The sequence below is a fragment of the Flavobacterium cyclinae genome (assembly GCF_021172145.1).
GTDB classification, from domain to species: Bacteria; Bacteroidota; Bacteroidia; order Flavobacteriales; family Flavobacteriaceae; genus Flavobacterium; species Flavobacterium cyclinae.
The window spans coordinates 698,710-723,082 of the sequence record NZ_CP089095.1; the positions used below are offsets into that span (position 1 = coordinate 698,710).

The 24,373-nt window shown below is 34.5% G+C and carries 20 protein-coding genes and 1 tRNA gene; 5 read left to right on the forward strand and 16 right to left on the reverse strand.

Features of this window, described 5'->3' with window-relative positions; genetic code table 11:
- Positions 1–8: 8 nt before the first annotated feature.
- The 9 genes from LOS86_RS03325 to LOS86_RS03365 all read right to left on the reverse strand — a co-directional run bounded on the left by LOS86_RS03325 (position 9) and on the right by LOS86_RS03365 (position 8,204).
- Positions 9–446 carry an RrF2 family transcriptional regulator gene (locus LOS86_RS03325; protein ID WP_231843231.1) on the reverse strand — a complete coding sequence of 146 codons (438 nt, stop codon included), beginning with the start codon at positions 444–446 and terminating at the stop codon, positions 9–11.
- A 93-nt stretch (positions 447–539) separates the two neighbouring features.
- The gene (locus LOS86_RS03330) at positions 540–1,865 is read right to left on the reverse strand and encodes a cbb3-type cytochrome c oxidase subunit I (protein ID WP_231843232.1); all 1,326 of its coding nucleotides are present in this window, start codon (positions 1,863–1,865) and stop codon (positions 540–542) included.
- Positions 1,862–2,293 carry a c-type cytochrome gene (locus LOS86_RS03335; protein WP_231843233.1) on the reverse strand — a complete coding sequence of 144 codons (432 nt, stop codon included), beginning with the start codon at positions 2,291–2,293 and terminating at the stop codon, positions 1,862–1,864. Before LOS86_RS03335 ends, LOS86_RS03330 begins: the two co-directional genes overlap by 4 nt.
- Positions 2,293–3,816, reverse strand: coding sequence for an L-aspartate oxidase (gene nadB, locus LOS86_RS03340; RefSeq protein ID WP_231843234.1), 1,524 nt, complete (start codon positions 3,814–3,816; stop codon positions 2,293–2,295). The genes LOS86_RS03335 and nadB overlap by 1 nt, the downstream gene beginning before the upstream one ends.
- Before the next feature lie 6 nt (positions 3,817–3,822).
- Positions 3,823–4,758: a quinolinate synthase NadA gene (gene nadA / locus LOS86_RS03345; protein WP_231843235.1), complete on the reverse strand. Its 936-nt coding sequence runs from the start codon at positions 4,756–4,758 to the stop codon at positions 3,823–3,825.
- Positions 4,759–4,794: 36 nt separating this feature from the next.
- Entirely contained in the window at positions 4,795–5,229 is a 435-nt protein-coding gene (locus LOS86_RS03350; protein WP_111567272.1) for an RrF2 family transcriptional regulator, read from the reverse strand.
- A 33-nt stretch (positions 5,230–5,262) separates the two neighbouring features.
- Positions 5,263–5,985: an anaerobic ribonucleoside-triphosphate reductase activating protein gene (locus tag LOS86_RS03355; RefSeq protein WP_309508781.1), complete on the reverse strand. Its 723-nt coding sequence runs from the start codon at positions 5,983–5,985 to the stop codon at positions 5,263–5,265.
- Positions 5,942–6,106 (reverse strand): anaerobic ribonucleoside-triphosphate reductase, encoded by a 165-nt coding sequence (gene nrdD, locus LOS86_RS13670; RefSeq protein WP_111567273.1) that lies wholly within the window; start codon positions 6,104–6,106, stop codon positions 5,942–5,944. The genes LOS86_RS03355 and nrdD overlap by 44 nt, the downstream gene beginning before the upstream one ends.
- On the reverse strand, positions 6,087–8,204 hold the full coding sequence (locus tag LOS86_RS03365; protein ID WP_231843236.1) for a ribonucleoside triphosphate reductase: 2,118 nt from the start codon (positions 8,202–8,204) through the stop codon (positions 6,087–6,089). The genes nrdD and LOS86_RS03365 overlap by 20 nt, the downstream gene beginning before the upstream one ends.
- 388 nt (positions 8,205–8,592) lie before the next feature.
- On the opposite strand from LOS86_RS03365, the gene LOS86_RS03370 reads away from it, so the two are divergent.
- The 4 genes from LOS86_RS03370 to LOS86_RS03385 all read left to right on the forward strand — a co-directional run bounded on the left by LOS86_RS03370 (position 8,593) and on the right by LOS86_RS03385 (position 10,898).
- Positions 8,593–8,665: transfer RNA gene (locus LOS86_RS03370), tRNA-Met, on the forward strand.
- 45 nt (positions 8,666–8,710) lie between these two features.
- A complete protein-coding gene (locus LOS86_RS03375) occupies positions 8,711–9,160 on the forward strand; it encodes a KTSC domain-containing protein (RefSeq protein WP_231843237.1) in 450 nt (149 codons plus the stop codon).
- A 57-nt stretch (positions 9,161–9,217) separates the two neighbouring features.
- On the forward strand, positions 9,218–9,694 hold the full coding sequence (locus LOS86_RS03380) for a DUF1761 domain-containing protein (RefSeq protein ID WP_231843238.1): 477 nt from the start codon (positions 9,218–9,220) through the stop codon (positions 9,692–9,694).
- Positions 9,695–9,752: 58 nt separating this feature from the next.
- Positions 9,753–10,898, forward strand: a complete 1,146-nt coding sequence (locus tag LOS86_RS03385) for a GNAT family N-acetyltransferase (RefSeq protein ID WP_231843239.1) — start codon at positions 9,753–9,755, stop codon at positions 10,896–10,898.
- A gap of 31 nt (positions 10,899–10,929) precedes the next feature.
- Here LOS86_RS03385 and LOS86_RS03390 read toward each other — a convergent pair whose 3' ends face one another.
- The 5 genes from LOS86_RS03390 to LOS86_RS03410 all read right to left on the reverse strand — a co-directional run bounded on the left by LOS86_RS03390 (position 10,930) and on the right by LOS86_RS03410 (position 16,210).
- Entirely contained in the window at positions 10,930–11,238 is a 309-nt protein-coding gene (locus LOS86_RS03390; protein WP_231843240.1) for a rhodanese-like domain-containing protein, read from the reverse strand.
- A gap of 69 nt (positions 11,239–11,307) precedes the next feature.
- Positions 11,308–13,065, reverse strand: a complete 1,758-nt coding sequence (locus LOS86_RS03395) for an aromatic amino acid hydroxylase (protein ID WP_231843241.1) — start codon at positions 13,063–13,065, stop codon at positions 11,308–11,310.
- 175 nt (positions 13,066–13,240) lie between these two features.
- Positions 13,241–13,762: a DUF4136 domain-containing protein gene (locus LOS86_RS03400; RefSeq protein WP_231843242.1), complete on the reverse strand. Its 522-nt coding sequence runs from the start codon at positions 13,760–13,762 to the stop codon at positions 13,241–13,243.
- Between the two features lie 158 nt (positions 13,763–13,920).
- Positions 13,921–15,906 carry a urocanate hydratase gene (gene hutU, locus LOS86_RS03405; RefSeq protein WP_231843243.1) on the reverse strand — a complete coding sequence of 662 codons (1,986 nt, stop codon included), beginning with the start codon at positions 15,904–15,906 and terminating at the stop codon, positions 13,921–13,923.
- A gap of 124 nt (positions 15,907–16,030) precedes the next feature.
- Complete coding sequence (locus tag LOS86_RS03410) at positions 16,031–16,210, reverse strand: C1orf53 family protein (protein WP_231843244.1); 180 nt, start codon at positions 16,208–16,210, stop codon at positions 16,031–16,033.
- A gap of 31 nt (positions 16,211–16,241) precedes the next feature.
- Here LOS86_RS03410 and LOS86_RS03415 point away from each other — a divergent pair, with 31 nt between their 5' ends.
- Positions 16,242–16,562 (forward strand): hypothetical protein, encoded by a 321-nt coding sequence (locus tag LOS86_RS03415; protein WP_231843906.1) that lies wholly within the window; start codon positions 16,242–16,244, stop codon positions 16,560–16,562.
- Between the two features lies 1 nt (position 16,563).
- Here LOS86_RS03415 and LOS86_RS03420 read toward each other — a convergent pair whose 3' ends face one another.
- The gene (locus LOS86_RS03420) at positions 16,564–18,522 is read right to left on the reverse strand and encodes a phage tail-like protein (protein WP_231843245.1); all 1,959 of its coding nucleotides are present in this window, start codon (positions 18,520–18,522) and stop codon (positions 16,564–16,566) included.
- A gap of 254 nt (positions 18,523–18,776) precedes the next feature.
- Positions 18,777–24,167, reverse strand: coding sequence for a RemA C-terminal-like gliding motility protein (locus LOS86_RS03425; RefSeq protein WP_231843246.1), 5,391 nt, complete (start codon positions 24,165–24,167; stop codon positions 18,777–18,779).
- Positions 24,168–24,373 lie beyond the last annotated feature (206 nt).

The window sequence follows — 24,373 nt, forward strand, 5'->3', positions numbered from 1 at the left end:
AATTGGTTTTATAGCGATTTCAAGAAAGTTTCTCCTGACTTAATTCCCAAAGCTAATTCTTCTAAATTCGTGGTTTCTAGCATATACGCTAGTTCATTACGAATACTTTTAAATTTATCATGCACCGGACAAGGATGAGTTTCTGAGCAATGAGATAAACCTAATCCGCAACCATGAAAAACGGCATCACCATCAATAGCATCAACGATTTCAACTAAGAAAGTTGAAGCAATACGTTTTTTCGGAATATAAAATCCACCATTTACACCTTTAACAGAATCGATAATACCAGCTTTTACAAGTATTTGTAAAATTTTAGCTGTAAACGCTTGTGGCGAATCGATTTCTTTAGCGATATCAACAAAACCTACCTTTTTTTCTTCTAAGGAATGTTTAGCAATAAATATAGTAGCTTTTATAGCATAATTGCATGATTTTGAAAACATAAGCAATGATAAATTTGAAAGAATTAAGGGTCAAATATACAATGGAATTATCAAATCTCACCTGATTTTTATCATCGTATTTTTAGGATAAATTTATTCTTCAATGTTCAATTTACTTTTCTTCCAAGATTGAATTAAAAGATAAATGAAGAAACTCGCCATACTGAACATTAAAATTGTTCCTAAAATGATGAAAAGTAAAACCCAATTCCCACTGGAACTACTCATTTTACTAAAACTATCCGAAGTCAATCCTGCTTGCCAAATCGCACGTTGAATGCCCATCCCAATTAAGGAAATTAGAAAAAGTAATAAGGTAATTTGTACTATCCAAAACGCAATGCTCCCATACAAACGCCATTTTGCAGAATTAAAAGTCGGTTTAATAAAGTAGAAAACACCTGCCAAAATAATCATAGTGTTAATCCCAATGGTAGTTCCCATAGCATGCGCCACCGTGATATGCGTTCCGTGCGTGTATAAGTTGATGGCTGGAATCGACATGAATAAAGCTAGAGTTAAGTTTATCGTGACCCAATAATCAGATGCCATCAAAAATCGATAAGGGAAAAAGTAGTAAAATTGTTTATTTTCTTTGATTTGTTGGCTCCATTTGTAGAAAATACGAATCAAAATAATCCATTCCGTCATGCTCACTGCGTAAGCAATGTAGTGAATGTATTTTTCGGTTGGAAGTAGGTAAATATGATGTCCCCAATTGAACATCAAATTAAACATTCCCAGAAAATACATCGCAAAAGATAGTTTTTGATAGGACGATTTCTCATCGCCACTAATTTTTTCCATCAAATAAAAAGCAACACCATAAATGATTTGATTGATAGCACCCACAAGCGAACCATTTACTTTCCACTGAATCGTCATATCGGCAATAAAATGTTGTCTGAAATAAGGAAAAATCCACAAATAGTTTTCGATGAAAGTGAAAATAAAGAAGATAATTCCAGTAAGCCACATCCAATAATACACAGGCCATTTTATCGAAAAACCAATTTGATGCAGATAGAAAACTAAGAAAATAATAAAAGAGAGAAAAATCGGTAAAGCCCAAACAGGATTGAATTCCCAATATTCTCTTCCGCCAAAATCACCTGTAAAATAGCTGTAGAAAATTCCAAGTAAAGCAATTACCCAAAGTGAAAAATGCAAGTATTGTAAAAAAGTACCCAATCGAGTGGTTTTCATTTTTGCAATAATCAGTGTTACAAAACCTAATCCTGCTGTTATGATGCCCAAATAAGCGCTACTCACATGAAGCGGACGAAGCGATAAAAATCCCATAACACCCGATTTTGGTTGGGTTATGCGATAACTTTCGGAAGCTAAATGTCCAAAAAACAAACCTAAAACAAACAGTATAAGAGCTACTCTGATGAGCCAAATTCCAATATTCTTCATTTCTTTTCTAAACTAAAAGTTCCTATTATTTCAGGTTGGTAATCTTGCGGATTCGATGTTCCGGTGGCATCTACATTTTTTAAAAAGTGTAAAAGCGCTTTCATTTCGTCATCCGAAATTTCAAAAGCAGGCATTTGTTTTACTCCCGATTTTATAATGCCTTTGATATACGCTTCGTTGTTGGCAGTTCTGGAATACACATTCGTTAAATCCGGACCCAAATAACCGCCTAAGCCATACAATTGATGACACGTATGGCAATTGTATTTTTGCCAAACCAATCGACCTTCAGCTACTAAATGAAGTTCTTTTTCAGAATAGGGCGTTGGGCTAAAAAGCGGAATGGCATAAATCCAAATGCTAAACGTTAGAAAACAAACGAAAAGCAACAAAAAAATGCGTTTTGGATGAGCAAATAGATTCAGCATTACGAAATAGTTTTTTCTTTTTTAACCGATTTTACTCGGTATCTTTTTGGTAAACAATCTTTTAAAATGATTTCTGCGGTTTGAATCAAATTATAAGTTTCGCATAAAAACGGATGCGAATTATAATTTTTGAACTTCATTTTGAAGCGTTTGCTCATTTCGGTAACCATTTCATATACTTTTTCAGTATTTTTTCCCGAAGTGTACAAAGCATCGTATTTCATGAAATGTTGCAGTTGGTTTTTGAATTGCAAAATTTGGTCGTGATGAATGTTTTTATAGCGAATTGGCGTAATTTCAGACTTATTCAATTTAATTGCATCTATTGATGAAATCAGATGATTTGCTAAATCATGCGCATAAACAATCGCTTCTAATAATGAATTCGAAGCCAATCGATTGGCGCCATGAAGTCCGGTGTGCGAACATTCTCCTATGGCAAACAATTGTTTGATAGAAGTAGCACCCATTTCATCCACCACAATACCACCACATTGATAATGCGCTGCTGGAGTTATCGGAATTAAATCTTTAGCAACATCAATTCCATTTTCGAAACAATAGTTGTAAACCTTTGGAAATTTTGTTTTAAATGTAGCTATCGGTAAATGTCTAACATCGAGCCAAACGTGTTGCGAATGTTCTTTTTTCATTTGATCCGAAATGGTTTTCGAAACGATATCTCGAGTTGCTAATTCGCCATCAGGATGGTATTGAAAAACAAAACGTTCCATTTTTTGATTCAAAATATGAGCTCCAAATCCTCTAATCGCTTCGGTAATTAAGAAAGCTTGGCTTTTATTAGGTTCGTAAAGTGCTGTGGGATGAAATTGAATGTATTTCATTTTTTCCAATTTAGCACCCGCTCGATACGCCATCGCCACACCATCCCCAGTTGAAACAAACGGATTAGAAGTCACGCCAAACACTTGTCCCGAACCACCAGTTGCTAAAACGGTTGCTTTTGCTACGATGGATGTCACTTCGCTTTTTTCATCAAATCCAATGATTCCGATGCATTTTTGATTGTCTAATAATAAATCAGTTGCAAAAAAGGAAGTTTTGATGGTGACATTCCGTAAATTTTGAACAACTTGAATCAACTTGGTTTCAATTTCTAATCCTGTTTTGTCTTTGTAATGTACAATACGATTTTGAGAATGACCGCCTTCTAACCCTAAATCCAGTTCACCTGAATTATTCTTGTCCAATTCCACTCCCCATTGAATCAATTCTTGCAATCGGGTAGGTGCTTCTGTAATGACGTGTTCGACTACTTTTTTATCGCAAATGCCTTTTCCAGCAAGTAAAGTGTCTTGAATGTGTTGTTGATAACTATCTTTGATAAAATCGTGTACTACGGCAATTCCGCCTTGAGCATAATAGGTATTGCACTCGTCTATAGAGGTTTTGCTAAGTAAAATAATTTGTAAGTTCGGATTTTGCTCGCTGAGATATTTTGCTAGTGATAATCCCGCTAATCCTGTTCCTACTATGAGTATATCGGTTTCTAAATTTTGCATGATGTTTTAGTTTAGCGCTAACATTCTTTGAATAGGAAGTAAAGCTTTTTCGATGATTTCGTTGTCCAAATGTACTTCCGGATGTTCATCTTGTAAACATTGATAGAGTTTTTCTAAGGTGTTGACTTTCATAAACGCACACTCACTGCACGCACAAGTATTGTCTTCTTTTGAAGGCGCTGGAATTAATGTTTTGGTCGGATTATCCAATTGCATTTGATGTAAAATTCCCGCTTCTGTGGCTACGATGAAAGTGTCGTTTGAACTGTTTTTTACATGATTCAACATGCCAGATGTCGAACCTATGTAATGCGCTACCTTCAAAATATGCGTTTCCGATTCTGGATGTGCAATGATAGTAGCGGTGGGATGTTTTTTATATAAATCGATTAATTTTTCTAATGAAAATGCTTCGTGAACAATACAAGAACCTTCCCATAAAACCATATCGCGACCAGTTTCTGAAATTAAGTATTTGCCTAAGTTTTTATCTGGAGCAAAAACAATAGGTTGGTCTTCAGGAATAGATGCGATTACTTTTTTAGCATTGGAAGAAGTACAAACTATATCTGTTAAGGTTTTAACTTCGGCTGTGCAATTTATGTAAGTTACAACGGTATGATTCGGATAATTTTTTAGAAAAGCTTTGAATGCATCTGGCGGACAACCATCGGCAAGGGAACAACCTGCTTTAACATCGGGAACGATTACTTTTTTATTGGGATTCACAATTTTAGCCGTTTCTGCCATAAAATAAACGCCAGCAAAAACGATAATATCGGCATCAACTTGCGATGCTTTTCTCGATAATTCTAAACTATCACCTACAAAATCAGCAATTTCTTGAACGGTTTCTTCTTGATAATAATGCGCCAAAATAACCGCATTTTTTCTTTTTTTCAATTCAAGAATTTTCTCTTTTAAATCCGAAGTTGTTTTCATTAGAGGATATTTTTATCTTTTATTTAATTAAATTTTTTAAAGCTTAAGGAAAGTTTCTCCGGTGTTGAATTCACTAATTAAATCCAAAAGAGAGGTTTCTTTCAGCGTTTTCTTCAAGTTTTCACGTAATGGTTTGTACTTATGATGAAAAGGACACGGTTGTTTGTCGGAACAATCATGAAGTCCTAAACTGCATCGGTCAAATAAGTCATTTCCGTCGATAGCTTTTACGAGCTGTTCTAATTTGATGTGTTTCAATTGTACCTTTTCGATTTCAAATCCACCGCCATTTCCTTTAATCGATTTTATGATGTCGGCTTTTACCAAACGTTGTAAAATCTTAGCTGTAAAAGGTTCTGGTGATTCAATTTTTCTGGCAATGTCTCGAATACCGCAACGCTTGCCCGCAGAGGATTCTGAGGCAATGTAAATGGTAGCTCGTATGGCATATTCACAGGTTTTTGAAAACATAGATAAAATTTACACAAAGTTAGGCATTTTAAATCATCGAAATATGATTTTAGTCATATTCTGATGGATATCCTTTTCCGAAATTGATTGCGAATCGGGTAGTGGTGCAATCGTGTTTTGATAATTTCTAAAATTTTGAATGTAATAGTCTTTATCGTAACCTAATACCAATAAAACGTTTTGCATTGCTGCAATATCTTCTGAATTCAATAAAGAAGAATGATAAGTAGTTCGGACTTCAAATGGAATGGAACTCGCTTGAAGCAATTCCAAACAACTTAGAAATTGAGTATAAAAATTAGATTTAGTAATTGCATAGAATTTCTCTTTCGGACCTTTAAAATCTAAAGCCACATAATCGATTAGCTTTTCTTCTATTAGTTTTTCTAGTACTTTGGGCTGACTTCCATTCGTATCTACTTTGATTAAAAACCCTAAACTTTTTACTAATTTGATGAATGGAATTATGTCTTTATGTATCAAGCATTCGCCACCGCTAAGAACTACGGCATCCAACAAATTTCTTCTGGATTTTAAAAACGAAATGATTTCGGAAAAGTAAAAAGAGCCTTTTCCGAAAACTATTTCGGGATTGTAACAATAATCACATTTCATGTTACACCCTGCAAACCAAAAGATACAAGCCGATTTATCGGGATAATCTAGTAGAGTGAAGGGTGTAAAGCTATGAATGGCTTTTTTGTTTAGAAAATCAAGATTTACATTCTCTAAAGTGGGTTCGTTGTTTGTGTTCACCTTTTTTTCCAATATTAAAACTTTCTACGGGTCTGTGATAGCCCATTACTCGTGTATACACCAAACATTTGGTTCTTTTTTCATTGTGTTGAAGCAAGGCTTCAGTGGTTTGTGTTTGCATAGGATGTTGTTTTTAAGGTTGCTAATAATTCTTCATCGCATTTCGGACAATACTCGTGTTCGCCATTCAAATAGCCATGTTTCGGACAAACGCTGAAAACGGGAGTCACCGTGATATATGGCAATTTGAAATTCGTAATCACTTTTTTAATGAAATTGCGACATGCTTCTACCGAACTTAGTTTTTCATTCATGTACAAGTGTAGAACAGTTCCGCCTGTATACTGACATTGTAAATTGTCTTGTAATAGCAAAGCTTCAAACGGATCTTCGGTATAGTCTACTGGTAATTGTGAACTGTTCGTATAATAAATGTTTTCACCTTCACCTGCTTGAATAATATTGGAATAACGTTTCTTGTCTTCTTTGGCAAAACGATATGTAGTTCCTTCTGCTGGAGTAGCTTCTAAGTTGTATAAATTACCTGTTTCTTCTTGATAAGCTCTCATTGTGGTTCGAATGTGTTCCAAAATTTCAGTCGCGAACGCCATTCCGTAATCTGAAACGATATCTTCTTTTCCATCGGTGAAATTTTGAATCATTTCGTTAATTCCGTTCACACCAATTGTAGAAAAGTGATTTCTGAAATGTGGCAAATAACGTTTGGTATATGGAAATAAACCTCTATCGTACATTTCCTGAATGAAAAGGCGTTTTTTCTCTAAGGTTGCTTTTGAAATTTCTAACAAACGATCTAAATCGGAATATAATTTCACTTTATTGCCTTTGTTCAAATAACCCAATCGCGCCATATTGATAGTTACGACACCGATACTTCCTGTCATTTCTGCACTACCGAATAAACCGTTACCTCTTTTTAATAATTCGCGTAAATCGAGTTGTAAGCGGCAGCACATGCTTCTAACGGCATTGGGTTTGTAGGCATTTGGATTTTCAACTTTATTGCCATTTTCATCATACGTATATTGACTTCCAATGAAATTTTGGAAATAAGACGAACCAATTTTTGCTGTATTTTCGAAAAGAATATCGGTGTTTTCTCCGTACCAATCAAATTCTTCAGTAATATTAACCGTTGGAATAGGGAAGGTGAACGGCTGTCCATGCGCATCGCCTTCGGTCATAACCGTATAATAGGCTTTGTTGATGAGATTCATTTCTTTTTGAAAATGTTCGTAACGCATTTCGGTTACATCTGAAACGCCTCTTTCTTTGGCTCTTTGTATAAAATCTTCAGATGTAATTCCCTTGAAAAGATGCTGTTCGTTTCGTGTTGGGATTTGCTCTTTTAAGTCGTCAGGAACTACCCAATCTAAAGTAATATTCGTAAACGGCGATTGTCCCCAACGAGCTGGAACATTCAAATTGTAGACGAAACTTCGAATCGCTTTTAAAACATCATCATATGATAAATTATCTTTGAAAACATAAGGAGCCAAATAAGTATCAAACGAACTAAACGCTTGAGCTCCGGCCCATTCGCTTTGTAAAATTCCTAGGAAATTAGCCATTTGTCCTAATGCTTCTCTGAAATGATTAGGAGGACGACTTTCCACTCGACCTCGAACACCGTTAAAACCTTCATTTAATAAAACCCGTAAACTCCAACCCGCACAATAACCCGTTAAGCAATCTAAATCGTGAATGTGAATATCGCCATTACGGTGTGCATAGCCTTCTTCTTTCGAATAGACTTTGTCTAACCAATAATTCGCAATAATTTTTCCTGCGACATTATTCACTAAACCTGCATTTGAATATGAAGTATTAGCGTTTGCATTGATGCGCCAATCGGTTTGGTTGGTATATTCTTCGATGGTTTGGGTGCTGTCGACATAAGTGGTATCGTCATTTAATCCTAAAACGTGTTCGCGTTGCAGTTTTCTAGTATGACGGAACAACATGAAAGAACGCATCACTTCATAATGACCATATTCATAAAGCGTTTTTTCAATCTTATCTTGTATATCTTCAACTGCCCAAGTGTCTTCGTGTGATAACAATTGGAATACGGTTTCAATTACTTTTGGATTTAAAGTTTCGCTTACACTAGCAAAAGCTTTTGTAATGGCTTCTTCTATTTTGAAAGGTTCAAATGGTAAATACGTGCCATTTCGTTTGATTACAAATTTGTCCATATTGCAGAATTTTTATTGTGGTATGGAACAAATTTAAATATTAAAAAGACTTTTTAGTCTTGTTTGAATAAATAGTAATCAACAAATTATGTTGATAAGTAATCGTCTTAAAAATTTGATGGTATTTTAATGTGTAAGTTTTTAATAAAGTAATAAAAATATTAATTTCTTCTTGTATTGTATAGTTTTTTAACTATATTTGCAACATAATAAAAGTAAACGATTCCGTAAACGATTTTACTTTTTGAGCTGGCAAACAAAATTTTAGGTTGTTGATTTTCAGGGTTTTAATTTTTAATTGAAATAAGTTTTTAAACTCATAACCCGAAGGTCACAGGTTCGAGTCCTGTTCCCGCTACTAAAAATTTATTGAATTACAACCGTACATCGCGGGATAGAGCAGTAGGCAGCTCGTCGGGCTCATAACCCGAAGGTCACAGGTTCGAGTCCTGTTCCCGCTACTAGAAGCCCAGCAAAATGCTGGGCTTTTTTATTTTTAAAAAATTATGAATCCAAAAAAAATTGCTGAGTACAGAAAATTACTCAATGTTACTAAGACAGCTACGCTGAAAGAATTAAAAACCATTTACAGAAATAGCATGAAGGAAGATCATCCTGATACTATTGCTGACCCAGTGGAGCGTTTAGCTGCTGAGGAAAGAAGTAAGAATATTATTGAGGCATATCATTTTTTGGTTAGTATTGCTCCTGAAACCCAAGAGAAAAATAAAGAAGTTTACCAAAGAATTACTTCAACAGTAAACATTCAGGATTTTTATATGGATAATGGAGTGTTGTACATTTCATTTTTAGATGGAAGTAATTACGAATATTTCAGCGTTCCAAAAGTAACTTACATTAAAATGGTAAATGCAGAATCGCCTAGTCGTTTTGCGAGAAGACACATTTACAATGAGTTTTTATATAGAAGCGCTTCAAAATTAGTTGCGGAATAATCAGTCGTTAAAAAAATATCCTTATTTTTGATATACTAACCAATAAACTATATCAATATGGAAATGAATTATTTAGCTGTTTTAGTGGCCGCTTTGTCAAGTTTTGTTGTCGGCTTTGTCTGGTACAATCCCAAAGTTTTTGGAACCATTTGGATGAATGAAATCGGGATGACCGAAGAAAAAGCGAAACAAGGCAACATGGCAAAAATTTTTGGATTAACTTTTGTGTTTGCATTTATGTTAGCTTTTATGATGCCAACATTGGTAATCCATCAAATAGGCGCTTTGCAATTAGCTGGTGGTAACGAAAAAGACGAAGCTTTTTTAGCTTACATGCAAGTTCATGGTCACATGTTCAGAAGTTTTGGCCACGGGGCATTACATGGTTTTTTTGCTTCTTTATTTATTGTAGTTCCTACAATTGCTACTAACTGCTTATTTGAGCAAAAATCATTTAAGTATGCAGCAATTACCTCTGGTTATTGGATTCTTGTTATGACATTAATGGGAGCTATAATTTGTGGATGGAAATAATTTAACATTTAATTATATAAGAATCGCTCTACATTTGTAGGGCGATTTTATTTATACATTGAACAGTATTCATTTTAAAATATTCAATTCGGTTAAAGATTTACCAGTGCTTTGGGATGTAGTAGCTCAGAGTAATGTATTTCTTCAAACTCCTTATCTATCTGTATTGGAACGTTCAGCTCCAGTGAATATGGAATGTTTTTACATTGGTATTTTTGAAAATTCAGAACTTATTGGAGTTTCTTTAGCACAATATTTAGATTTGAATAAACTAGAGTCGTTTGGTGAACGTGACAAATGTTTTAAAACTGCGATTCGTAATTTTATCTTCAAAAATTTTGCTTCTCATACCTTGTTTTTAGGAAATAATATGATTACTGGGCAAAATGGTTACGTTTTTTCAAAGGAAATCGATTTTAAACATATCAGTGAAATTCTTTTGCAAAGTGCTGATGAAATAACATTGTATTTTAAGAAAAAAGGGATTTCAATTCACTTAGTTTCTTTTAAAGATTTTTATGACCATTGTTCGGTAGAATTGAAAAAATATCATTTTTCAAATGTTTACGAATTCAATACGCAACCGAACATGATTTTCTATTTGGATGAAAATTGGAAATCCATAGAAGATTATGTTGCAGTACTTTCCAAAAAATATCGCGATCAATTTAAAAGAGCTCGTAAAAAGTTTGACAGTATTCAAGTCAAAAACCTTTCTTACGAAGAAGTACATCAAAATGAAGAAAAGATTTACGATTTGTATCATTATGTGGCAAAAAATGCTCCTTTTAATACGTTTTTCTTATCTCAAAATCATTTTTCTACACTAAAAGGACAATGTGGAAATCGATTTCAGATTTTTGGTTATTTTTTGAATGAGGAATTAGTTGGATTTCATACGTTACTTTTGAATGATGAAACTCTTGAAACCTATTTCTTAGGTTACAATGATCACATTCAAAAAGAAAACATGTTGTATTTGAATATGTTATACAATATGACGGAATTTGGAATTCAAAACGGATTTAAACGAATCATTTTTGGTAGAACGGCTCTTGAAATTAAAAGTTCTATTGGCGCTACACCAGTTCAAATGTCGGGATTTATCTTTCACAATAATAAATTGATAAACCGATTTATTGGTAAAATCTTCAGAAGTTTAGAGCCAGAGTTACATTGGCAACAACGTCATCCTTTTAAATAAAAAAAGTCCCGATTTAATCGAGACTTTCTTTTTATAATTTACTTTCTAAACTGTTCCAACCACCACCGTTGATACAATCAATTCCGTGTTGTTGTAGCATGGAAGTAGCTTGCGCACTTCGCATTCCTGAACGGCAACAAGCGATAATTGGTTTGTTCCATTTTTTGATGGTTTCAATATTTCCGCTTAAAACTTGTAAAGCAATATTCTTTGAACCTTTGATGTGCCCTTCTCTAAATTCTTCTGGCGTTCTTACGTCTAAGATAATAGCGCCTTTTTTAACATATTCTTGAACATCATTTGTTTTACTTCCTAATCCTAAAAAATCTAAAATTCCCATAATTGTTTCTTTTTTTTTGACAAAGATAGAGCTGATTGAAAATCTTTTCAGTAACAAAAGTTACTTTGGTTAAACGTTAGCTTTCTCAAAAATTAATTCCAATCCGTTATCCACTAAATGCACAATTTCTGGGCGATTATTTTTCACTTTCTCTAAATGATTTAGAACTTTATCTACTAAATCAGAATTTCCTTCTTTTTTTGCTAATTCTGCAATCTCTACCGATAATAACCAATCATTTGGATGTCCCGCAGAAACCGAAGCAAATGCTTCTTTTAAAGTAGTAGCAGCAGGTTTACCTTCTCTAATATTACGAACACTTAAATATAGTCTTTCTAATTCTTCTCTCTCTGCCGATTTCTTCTGTTTAATCGTTTGTGAAGACGGAACGTGATTAATCATGTCAAAACTATTCACATCAGCTGGACCAGAAAAAGCAGAAATTACTTTTTTACCAACTGCCATGTCGTAAATGCCCCATTCTGGTTGAAAAAGAACTGTGTCGTTGTGAGTAACCGTACAATTTTTGAATTTAATCAATAAGATTTCGCCTTGTAAATTGCGAGTTCCTGTAACAATTTCACCTACAACTTTAATATTTCCTTCAAACTCTAAAGTCACTTGCTCGCCTTCGTAAATATCATATGCACGCAAATCTCTCGGACTCATTTCTTCAATGGCTAAGTTGATGCCTTTTAGTTTTCCAATTGGTGAACCAAAGCCTTCAGCATGATATTCTGTTCCGTGCCCTACTAATTCTTTTTCTCTGTAGGAAAGAGCTGTTTTTCCAGTAGTTTGAACATAAACTGGTTTTCCTTCATCTTCAATAACATTTGTGAAAACGCCTGAAATTTGAAGTCCTGTACTTAATTCAATTGTTCCTAAAGCTTTAGAATTTATTAGTTTTTGAATGCCCGATAATCCACCAGTTCTTAATGCCATTTTATTTGCAAATTCTTCTAAAACCGAACTCAAATGAGCGAAATCTGGAGTTACATAAAGTTGAGGTTGCGGTTTTGTAATATCAAAACTTATATCGGCTGCTGAAATATCGTATGGAATTTTCTTCACATTATCGGTCATACACCAAGTACTTTCTCCAATCGAAGAAAGTAATCCAGCACCATAAATTTTTGGATTGTCAACCGTTCCAATTAAGCCGTATTCTACTGTCCACCAATGTAAATTTCGAATACGAGACATTTCCGATAGTTCACCCATATTATTTTGCAAGAAATCCACTTGCTCTTCCGCTTTTTTGATTTCTTCTTCTGGAGTATCTTCTGCTTCTTTTAAAATTGAAAGCAAACGTATCGCTTCATACAATTCATAATCTCGTGCCGATGAAATCGCTTTACAACCAATTTCACCAAAACGTCTTAAATATTCAGCATATTCTGGATTCGCAATAATAGGAGCGTGACCAGCACCTTCGTGAATAATATCTGGAGCTGGAGTGTATTCGATGTGTTCTAATTGGCGAATATCGCAAGCAATAACTAATACATTATACGCTTGAAATTCCATAAAGGCATTAGGCGGAATGAATCCGTCAACAGCCACAGCAGCCCAACCGATTTCTTTTAAAATTCGGTTCATGCCATACATGCTAGGAATGTTATCAACTTCAATTCCTGTTTTTTGTAAACCATCTAAATAAGAACTATGAGCTACTTTTGAAAGATAATCTACATTTTTACGCATAACATAGCGCCAAACCGCTTGATTTATTGGTGTGTAATCTTCATAAACTTGCGGCTTAATGAATTGTTTTAAATGTTTTGGTAATCTGTCAATCAGTGGATTACTTTCAAAATGCGTTTCCATAATTTTACTTGTGATGTTTGACGTAAAATTACGACTTTTTCAGAAATATTGAAAGTTTTTTGAAGATATGATATAATTTATTGAAGTATTCTTTTGTAGTTGCCAACGATAAATTTTATGAATATTATTTAAAAAAATAAGGGGTTATTTATAACCCCTTAAATCATAAAAAAAATTAATTTTTTGGTGGATATTGTTCTAAGATTTTAGAAACAAATTCCATAATTCTTGCATCTTTCTTTTCAGTATTATTTGTAAGATTACCACTGCCTTCACCTTGCCAAACTAGTTCTTTTGTTTTAGCATCGATAATGTCAATGAAAAGAGTTCCTTCTGGAGTTGTAGTTACATTGGTATATCCCATTCCCATTCCCCACCAAGGATTCCAACCCCAACCAAAACCATAGTTTTGATATACATCTACTCGGTCTCTCTCTTTTGTAAAAATACTAATTAATACATCAGGATTCTCAGATTTTGTAAAGCCTTTAGTTGACATGACTTCGTCAATTGAATAAAGTATCCTTTTCTTGTCTAAATCGGATATTTCAGCTTTATCAATACCACTTTTTAAATACGCATAGGTTTTGTAGTTTGTAAAAGTTGCTTTTTTATCATAATCTGCATTCACTCTTACACTGCCGCATGATGCTAATGTTAAAACAAATAGAATCGAAAGTAATTTTAGTGTTTTCATATGTTTAAATTATATTTTTAAATGGTAACATATGGTATCGCCTTTTTAATTATTGGTGTTTGCTTAAGCAAACTTTTTTTTAAAGCCGATTTCATAACAATTAGTTTTAAGTTTTAATTTCAGGAATTAGCATCTTGATTTGAAACTTAAACCCGAAACTATAATAAATTATCGTCTACAATATTAGGGATGGTAACTTTTAATAAAGGTTGCGTCTCCATAGCTCTTTTTATTGCAAAAATAGCACCTTCGTTTCTCGCCCAACTTCTTCTAGAAATTCCGTTGTTTACATCCCAGAATAGCATTGACTCTAAGCGTCTTGATGCTTCTTTACTACCATCAAGAACCATACCAAAACCACCATTTATTACTTCGCCCCAGCCAACACCACCACCGTTGTGAATAGAAACCCAAGTTGCACCTCGGAAACTATCACCAATTACATTGTGTATTGCCATGTCTGAAGTAAATCTTGAACCATCATAAATGTTAGAAGTTTCTCTGTAAGGAGAATCAGTACCTGAAACATCGTGATGGTCGCGACCTAAAATTACATAACCAATTTCACCTTTTGCAATCGCTTGATTGAAGGCTTCTGCAATTTTTATTCTTCCTTCGGCATCGGCATATAAAATTCGAGCTTGTGAACCTACAACTAATTTGTTTTCTTGTGCTCCTTTAATCCATTGAATATTATCCGCCATTTGTTGTTGGATTTCTTCTGGAGAATTTTTCATCATTTCTTCTAAAACATCACAAGCTATTTTATCTGTTTTCGCTAAATCTTCTGGGTCACCCGAAGCACAAACCCAACGGAAGGGTCCAAAACCATAATCAAAACACATTGGTCCCATAATATCCTGAACATAGCTAGGATATTTGAATTCTCTTCCTAAGGTTGGATGATCATTCATAACATCGGCACCGGCTCTTGAAGATTCTAATAAAAAGGCATTTCCATAATCAAAGAAATACGTTCCTTTAGCGGTATGTTTGTTAATTGCTTCAGCATGACGACGAAGTGTTTTTCTAACTTCTTCTTTGAAACGATCCGGTTCGTTAGCCATCATTTTATTTGAATCTTCAAATGTAAATCCGATAGGGTAGTAGCCTCCAGCCCAAGGATTGTGAAGAGAAGTTTGGTCAGAACCTAAATCGATATGTAAATTTTCTTGGTCAAATCGTTCCCAAACATCTACCACATTTCCTAAATAAGCAATGGAAACCACTTCTTGATTTTCTAAAGCTTTTTTAACTCGAGGAACTAATTCGTTAATATTATCAATTATCTCATTAATCCAACCTTGTTCATGACGAATTTTGGTAATCTTGGGATTTACTTCGGCACAAACGGTAACACAACCTGCAATATTTCCTGCTTTTGGTTGAGCTCCACTCATTCCTCCTAATCCAGAAGTTACAAATAATCCGCCTTTTGGTGATTTTTTAATTTTTCTAAATCCGTTTAAAACTGTGATTGTTGTACCATGAACAATTCCTTGTGGACCAATATACATATAGCTTCCAGCTGTCATTTGTCCGTATTGCGAAACACCCAATGCGTTCATTTTTTCCCAGTCGTCTGGTTTGGAATAATTTGGGATAACCATTCCATTAGTAACCACAACTCTTGGCGCTTCTTTGTGCGAAGGGAATAATCCCATAGGATGACCCGAATACATGACTAGCGTTTGTTCGTCTGTCATTTCGGCCAAATATTTCATGGTTAAGCGATATTGTGCCCAGTTTTGAAAAACAGCTCCATTTCCACCATAGGTAATTAATTCATGAGGATGTTGTGCCACAGCATAATCCAAGTTGTTTTGAATCATTAACATAATCGCTTTGGCTTGTTCGCTTTTTCCAGGATATTCTGAAATGGGACGTGCATACATCTTGTAATCAGGACGCAAACGGTACATGTAAATTCTTCCGTAAGTTTCTAGTTCCGCTTTAAATTCTGGAATTAAAGTTGCATGATGTTTTGGTTCAAAATAGCGAAGCGCATTTTTAAGAGCTAATTTCTTTTCTTCTTCAGTAAGAATTTCTTTTCTTTTTGGCGCGTGATTAATTGCTGTTTCGTATGGTTTAGGATTGGGTAAAACCGACGGAATTCCCTCTAGTATTTGTTCTTTAAATGTCATTTTTTAATTTTTATTCGTTAATAATATTTCCAAAAATTAAATTTATAAACTAAGGATAACGAATGTCAGACCTATGATAGGACTTGTGAATTTTAATACGATATTTGAATAAATTGATGTCCATTTACTTTTTCTTATTGGTTCCAGTTTTTTTATCAAAACCATAAGGACAATGACGACAACCACTTTTACAGCAATAACCTCTTTTTAAATGATATTTTTCTGTAAAGCATTTGTATCCTTCAGGAGTATAATAAAAATCTTCTCCTTCTTTTAAATTATTTGGATTTAATTCATTGTTCATGTGGACAAATTTACCAATTTTGTATAATATGATTGTACTAGTTATTAAATATTTAATTCCAAAAGGATTTCGAGGACTTACAGTTTTTCCGTTTATTTTTTTATTCAACAAAAAAGACAAAACAAATCAGGAATTATTAAATCATGAAAAAATTCATATTCGGCAACAATTAGAAATGTTAGTATTGCCTTTTTTTGTATGGTATGGAATTGAGTTTTTTGTTGGGTTAATTCGATTTAGAAATAGGAGAGTAGCTTATTTAAATATTTCATTTGAAAAAGAAGCCTACCAAAATGAAAAAGACCTTAACTATTTAAAGCAAAGGTCTTTTTGGAATTTTTTGAAGTACTAAATTATTTCTTTTTAGGAGCTTCTTTTTTATTGTATTGAATCATTGAATCAGGCATTCTTTCAAAACGAACATTGTTTCCGTCGAAATAAATAGGTGTTCCTTCTTCTTTACTACCGTCATTATTCATAACACCATTCATATTTTTATCGAAGTTATTAGATAAAACAACATCAGAAATTTCTACACCATTTTCATATCCTTTTCTTGTTCCGATTGCAGTCCAGTTGAAAGTAACGTTACTAGTACCATTTTTATTTTCTTTCACATAGAAACCTTCACTAGTAACTTTACTAACATAAACACCATTTGTTTCACCTGTAGGAGTAACTGTAATATTTATAGGTTCATTGTTTGAAACTAAATTTTTGAATGATTCTTTGAAAGAAACAAAGCTTTCACCATTTTTTAAATTACCAATACCTCTTGTAGTTACATCTACTTCTGTAGAAGTTGCAGTATAAGAAATGGTTCTTTGAGCATTACTAGTCTCAGTTAGTTGAACTATTGGTTCATTAGTAATTGTGTTTCCTTGAACATACATTCCAAATTCGTTACCACTTGAAATTAATCCATATTCACTTCCTTTTACATATCCACCCATAAAACCACCATTGATTCCTAATCCAATTGTATTGTTTTGAGAATTATTTAGATAATTTCTACCATTATTTCCGTTAGAAATAGATCCGTTTGCATTTCCTCCGTATACACTATAGTTTGTTCCATTTTTTGATTTATAACCTAGGATACCAAAATCACTACTTGCATTTGTTCCTAGAACACCTCCTGTAGCATCTGGTTGGCTGGCAACTCCTAATAGTAGAATATCTCCAATTACACCAAATTGGTAGGCGTCAGTAGAAGCTGACGATACTCTTGTAGCCATATTTCCATAAACACCAGCTACTGCAGGGTTAGAACTGTTGTATGCTCCTCCACCTAATCCAGTTCCTGTAGTAATATTATTATTTTCACCTAATATAGGAGTCGCGGTATTTAAACCTGAAGTGTTTTCATCTATAATTCCATGAACTCCAATTGGTATAGTTGAGATACCAGTTGAACCATCGGCTTGTCCTAATACTCCTTCACCAGTTTGTACGAAACTAGAAATTACTGAAGGTTGTGTTAATCCTACTACTCCATAACCTGTTCTGTCAGCAAAACCAAAAACTCCCATTCCTCCGCCATTTGCATAACCTGAAATTGCTCTTGAGTTTGTAGCTCCGGGATATCCAGTTACATTATTATAAGCAGAAGCTGTTGTATGTGATGAGAAAATATCTCTAGTGTCCTCTCCAGAAGCTTTTCCAATTACAGTTTTTCCTTGTACTCTTAAACCATTTGTTGGAGCAGCATTTGTTGATGCGTAAGTAGCACCTATACTAACATTGCTATTTTCTCTTAATCTTAAACCTTCAACTCCGTTAGTAGTTAATCCTAAATTATCTGCCGCAGAACGAAATACTCCTGTATTTGGATCAGCATTCCAAGAAAAAGCTGGTGCAGTATTTGTTCCTGCAAAATAGGATTGAAGCTGACCGTTCGTGTTTAAAATGTTTAAACGATCATTGCCTCCAGTTTTAAATCTTAAATCCTGAGCATCAGTTGTACCAATGAAATTAGTTCCTGCTGAAGTTCCTGAGTTACCAGTAAGAGCCCAATTGTTTGAAGCACCACTTGCAATTCTAACCCAAATTGAGCCATCCCAATAGTAAAAACCAGGTGTTACTTGATTTGGACCAGGTACAGAGGTTGCAGTATTATAAACTAATTCTGAAACTGTAGGGGTTAACACTGTTGCAACATTAGTCGCTGTTAAAGCAATCCTTGGTATTAATATACCATCATTTGTTGATGTTATATCCATTGTTGCTTGAGGGGTTGTAGTTCCAACACCAACTTGTCCAAATATGGATGTATTTATTAAAATTAGTAGGATAAATAGATTTCTTTTCATTAGGTTTATGTGTTTGATAGTTAAATTTTTAGGTGGGCAAATGTATAATATAAATCATAAAGAGCCAAAAAAAATAACAAAAAATTAATGTATTGTTAATTTATTTTAAAACACACTTATTTTACAAAGTTTTATAACATTTTATTTTTTCGTGAAATTTAATTATAATCATAAAAAAAATACCCCAAATAGTCGAGCTATATGGGGTAAAATATTAGTAAATAGGGGGCGGTTTGTATGCTAATCAAGTAATGTTAATAAATAACTTTTTTGTTAATTATTGAACCATTTGTTAGTGTTACTTGAATTATTAAACCTGTATTGTTTTTTTGAATTTTATTCAATGAAGTTTCATAACTATTAACTTTTGGATAATAAGCTAATTCTCTTCCTAGAACATCAAAAACTCTAATTGATAAAATTTCATTCTTAGTAGATTTTACAGATAAATTGTCTGAAGAAATTACCCATAAATTGGATTCATCTGCAATTAAATCATCATTACCTAAGGTTTCGTTCGTATATCTTAAGATAAAACGATCTGTATAACGACCTGCATTAGAACTAAAGCTGTATGGAGTTTCTCTCAAATTGTGTATGATGTTTTCTTGTAAGTCTTCTAAATAAATGTTTTGATTTTGATCGGTAAAAAATCCTTCTAATGCACCTATTCCAATAGAGTAGTTACCATCTTGAGGGATTTTTATTCCAAATGGAACTTTATCGTTTTCATCAAAAGGCAAACTTCTTCCTTGAATTTTCATAGTTTCATTTCCTATTAAAGAAAACAAGTTTAAATTTAGTTTTTCGTTTGTTATAGCGTCAAACATTCTATCTCTGTTGTTAGTAGCATTTGAAACGTAAGCTAATAAACTTCTGACATTTGATCCGTTTGTAGCAATTAAATCAAGCCATATTTTACCACTTTCATTTGATGTTCTATAAAACTGATTATTACTTAATGAACTGCTTCTTAGAGAATTGTTAAAGGTAATAGTTTCGTTATTTGTTGCTGAAGTGTGATTCATCAAAACGAAGAACCCTTGTCCGGCACCTATAGAACCTGAAAATGTACCAGGTCCTGCTGAAGCTCCAGAGCTATTGTAAGTAATATAATCTCCAGGAGTATAATTATATACAAAATCTTCATAGAATGGATCTGCTATTGAGTTGTTTGGTAAAGTTCCATGTGTCCATAAATTTATGAAGCCATCAATATTGGTGTTTAATGTTAAAAAGTCTATTGCATCAATAGCTGATGGATATGGGTTTCCAACTAAATTCCAATTGTCATCCTCATTTGTTCCTAATGTTGTTGAAACACCTGTGCTGTAATTTCCACCATTCCATGTTCCTCTTTGAATAGGAGTCGTAATAATTCCATTATTTGGTGTTCCTGTGAAAACGGCATTAAATGCTGCAACTGAACTTGTAAAGCTATCAGGACCTCTAACTATATATCCTTTTCCAAGTACCATATTTTCATTGGCGGTGTTCCAATTTCCAAATCCATTAACATTTGCTGGAATTGTTGGTAGCCATTTGTATTTAAATCCATTAGTACCAGGTGATACACTGTTGATGCTAAAATTAGTTACGGGTGAAGACCAATATACATAATCTAATTTTCTAATATTAGCAGTTCTTGTCATGTGCATTGTACCTTGATTTGTTGCATTATTAGTTTGAATTAAACTTGCACTATTCTGAAGAACTAAATCACCAGTAGCGTTAATGTTTACCCAATCAGTAATTGTTAAATAGTTATTAGAGTTAACAGTTAAGGTAGCATTGTTGTTTATGGTTAAGTTTAAACCTAATCCTACATAGTTTGTTCCTGAGATTATTGGGTCGTTTGGGGTATCTGCAATAACTACGCAATCCATTGCTGTTGGTACACCACTAGGAGTCCAGTTATTGGCTACGTTCCAATCTGTATCAACTGATCCATTCCAAACTTTTGCTCCATTTACTGTAACAGTAGTTTCATCTATTTCTTTGATTGTTCTTCCATCACATAATGTGTAAGTGATTTCTGCTGTATATGTTGTTGTAGAAGTTGGACAAACATTGATTGTAGGAGTTGTTCCAACAACTGGGCCTGTTGTTCCAGAGCCTTCGTACCATGCAATAGAGGCAATTGAGTTTCCATTTGGTACAAATCGCCAAGCTTCATTTGTAGTTGCCCAGTTTGGATCAAGTCCATTTCTACCAGGGGCAACACTTGCTAATGTTCCAGTTGCATTTTGAATACCTACAACAGCATTACCATCATTCCAAGTACCAGCTCCAAAATTATCAATATTTTTTTCTTGAATATAAACTTCAATAATATTAGAGTTTTCATATAAAACCATCATACCTGTATAAAGTATTGAGTTTTCGTCAAACATAGGTACATTATACCAAGATGCTACTAATGCTCTACATCCTGTTGGTAATGTAATTAATTCCCAACCTACTTCTCCGCCAACTCCAGGGTTTATATCGTGAAATACACCAAAGATTGAATTTTCAAGTAGTCTTGGATCACCGCTAATAGGAATGTTATTACTAAAGCTGTAGCCACTTGAACCACCTGCTACCGATGTGTTAAAAGTTAATATTCCATTTGAGCCAATAACACATTGATTGTAAGTATTTCCATAGAAACAAAAATCAAAAGGAAGGTTTACAATAGGAGACCAAACGTCATCGGTATTCACACTTACAGGATTTGCAAGTCCGTTAAAAGCAAAAGGAGGGTTGTATAAAATTGGTTCTACAATATAATCCGTTGTTTCTCCAAGATCTAAGTAAGTAGCTTCTAAGTCTACACAAGTAGTGCTAGCTGTACAATCAAATGGAGCAGGATCAGCTCCGTTTAATCCTAATCCTCCTGAAACTACATTAGGGCAACCCGTAACAACGCTACTAACTTCCATAGTTGTAAAAATTCCAACGGTAGAATTACTTGAAATACCACTATTAGTACATGTAACTACTAATTGCCAATGAACCAATCCGCTTGTTGGTGCAGTTGCACTATAATCTGAATATGTACTAGAAGATGCTCCCGCATTAGTCCATGAAACTCCTGCGTCTGTACTAAATTGCCATTGGTAAGTTAGATTAAGTGCTTGTGTATAACCACTTGAAGAGACAGTATACGATGAACCTGGCCAACCTGTATTTGGACTTGTGCTAACAGTTCCTCCAGAAGGAGTTCCAGAACAAACAGGATAACAAACTCCACTGTAAGATACTGAAAGTGCAAAACCTGAATAAACAACAGAACTATCAGAGGTAAATTGAATAGTAAGTGTTTGTCCAGCTGTACCTGTATAATTGATAGTTCCAGTTCCAGAGTAGGTAGCTAATAAAGTGCCTCCAGTTCCTACGCCATTGTAAATTCTGATATAATCAACACTTTCGGTTGTATAATTTCCAGATATTGTTATTGTAGCTCCTAATCCAGCTTCTAATACAGTGTAACCTGATGAGCTATTTGCATAATCTGAAGCCGATCCTCCATTGTCATATAATACTATGCTTGTTCCACAAGATACAGTATTGCTTCCAGAGGTAGGAATATTTTGAGCTGATACAGATGTGAATGTACCTGTTGATGAAGTTGCACTTAATCCACTATTTGTACATGTTACGATTAATTGCCATATTACAGTTGTGCCTAAAGCCGGAGCAGTTGCTGTATAATTTGAATATGTTCCTGATGCAGCACCAGCATTTGTCCAAGTTGATCCTCCATTAGTGCTATATTGCCATTGGAAATTTAAACCAGTTGCACCGGTATAACCAGTTGATGATACTGTGTATGATGATCCAGGAATACCTGAAGCAGGACTTATGCTTACTGTGCCTCCAGAAGGAGTTCCAGAACAAGCAGGATAACATACACCGCTGTATGATACAGAAAGTGCAAATCCAGAATATACAACAGAACTATCAGAAGTAAATTGGACAGTTAGTGTTTGTCCAGCTGTTCCTGTATAATTTATTGCTCCAGTCCCTGAGTATGTTGCTAATAAAGTTCCACCTGTTCCAATTCCACTATATATTCTAATGTAGTCTAAACTCTCAGTTGTATAATTTCCAGAGATAGATATTGTTGCTCCTAAACCAGCTTCTAAAACTGTGTAACCTGAAGAACTATTTGCATAATCTGAAGAAGCACCTCCATTATCGTATAATACCACATTGGTGCCACAACTAACTGTGTTATTTCCAGAAGCAGGGATATTTATTGTTGAAACAGATGTAAATGTTGCTGTTGATGAAGTTGCACTAAGTCCACTATTGGTACAAGTAACGATTAAGTGCCATATAACAGTAGTTCCTAATGCTGGAGCTATTGCAGTATAATTTGAATAAGTGCTGGAAGCTGCGCCAGCGTTAGTCCAAGTAGATCCTCCGTTTGTGCTATATTGCCATTGAAAAGTAAGTCCAGAAGCTGATGTAAAACCTGTGGCAGAAACCGTGTAGTTTGAGCCTGCATTTCCAGATGTAGGGTTTGTAGTAACTGTACCTGCGCTTGGAGTGCCTGAACATGCTGCAGGTGCAACAACTTGAATAGTATAGTCTTCAGCTTCACCATAATCAAAAGATCCACAAGCTGGAGCAGGACTACTTAAATAAGCATTTCTAATACGCATTCTATAACTACCAACAGGTTGTCCTGGAGGAATAGTTATTGTTCCTAAACTTGCTGGAGTAGATAAATACCCAGTGGAAAGAACATTTTCTCCTGCATCATTAAAATCAGAATCGTTGTTCCAATCCACCCAAACTGAATAGGCATATGTACTTGAAGGATGAGTAGCATTTAACGAAAAACTACTACCAGGTAATTGACTAACAAATAATGAAGAATAGTTTGTATATTGTGAAAAACCAGTAGGAGTGTTACTGATGTTAGCAATCCCACCTGTAGTAGTTACTCCACTTATGTAATAAGAAGTTGAGTAGGTATTTGTAGGAACACAGTAAGTTACGGGAGGTGTGTAAGTAAAACGAATTTCTCCTCTTGCTCCATCTCCACCAGGTTGATTGCCGCCGCCACGTTCACCACCACCACCACCAGCTCCTGGAGTGTTACCTGGGTTTCCTGCAGCGTTTGTAGTTCCTGTTCCACCAGCTCCTCCATTGGGAGCAGTACCACCATTTCCTCCTGATGCGCCACCAACTATTCCTGGGTTACCGTTAGTGTTAGTTGAACCTCCACTTGCAATACCACCAGTGCCAACAGCTCCTGAATTTCTTGCGCCACCATTACCACCTCCAGCAGTGATTAATCCTCCAAAATTTATTGTTGAGTCACCACCATTACCACCGGTAGCGGAGCCTGCTGCTCCACCTATTCCACCAGCTCCTATTGTAAAAGTATAGTTTGTTGATGGTGTAACAGTCATTGTTTTAGAAGCATATGCTCCAGAACCACCTCCAGAACCACCAGATCCATTAGTGTTAGAGCCACCTCCACCACCTCCAGCGCCCCATATTTCAACAGTAACAGAAGTAACACCTGCAGGGACTGTCCATGAACCAGACGTTATAAAAGTGTCAGTAGTTTGCGAAAACGATTGAGTTGTAAAAACAAAAAAAAGAAAAACCATAAAGTTTTTCAGAATGAAAGAGATTTTTTTCATTTTAGGGTTAAGTTTTTAATTTATAGTTGTTTAAGTTGATTTTTGACAAAATTACTTTTTTTTGTGAATTACACAACTTTTTTTTAAACATTTGTTAACAAAAGTGCATTTTGTTGATAAGTATGTTATTTTTTTTGCTATAAAAATAGGGGATGTGTTTTTTTATCGAACTTTTATTGCAAAAAAAAGAGCTACCATTTGTTAGC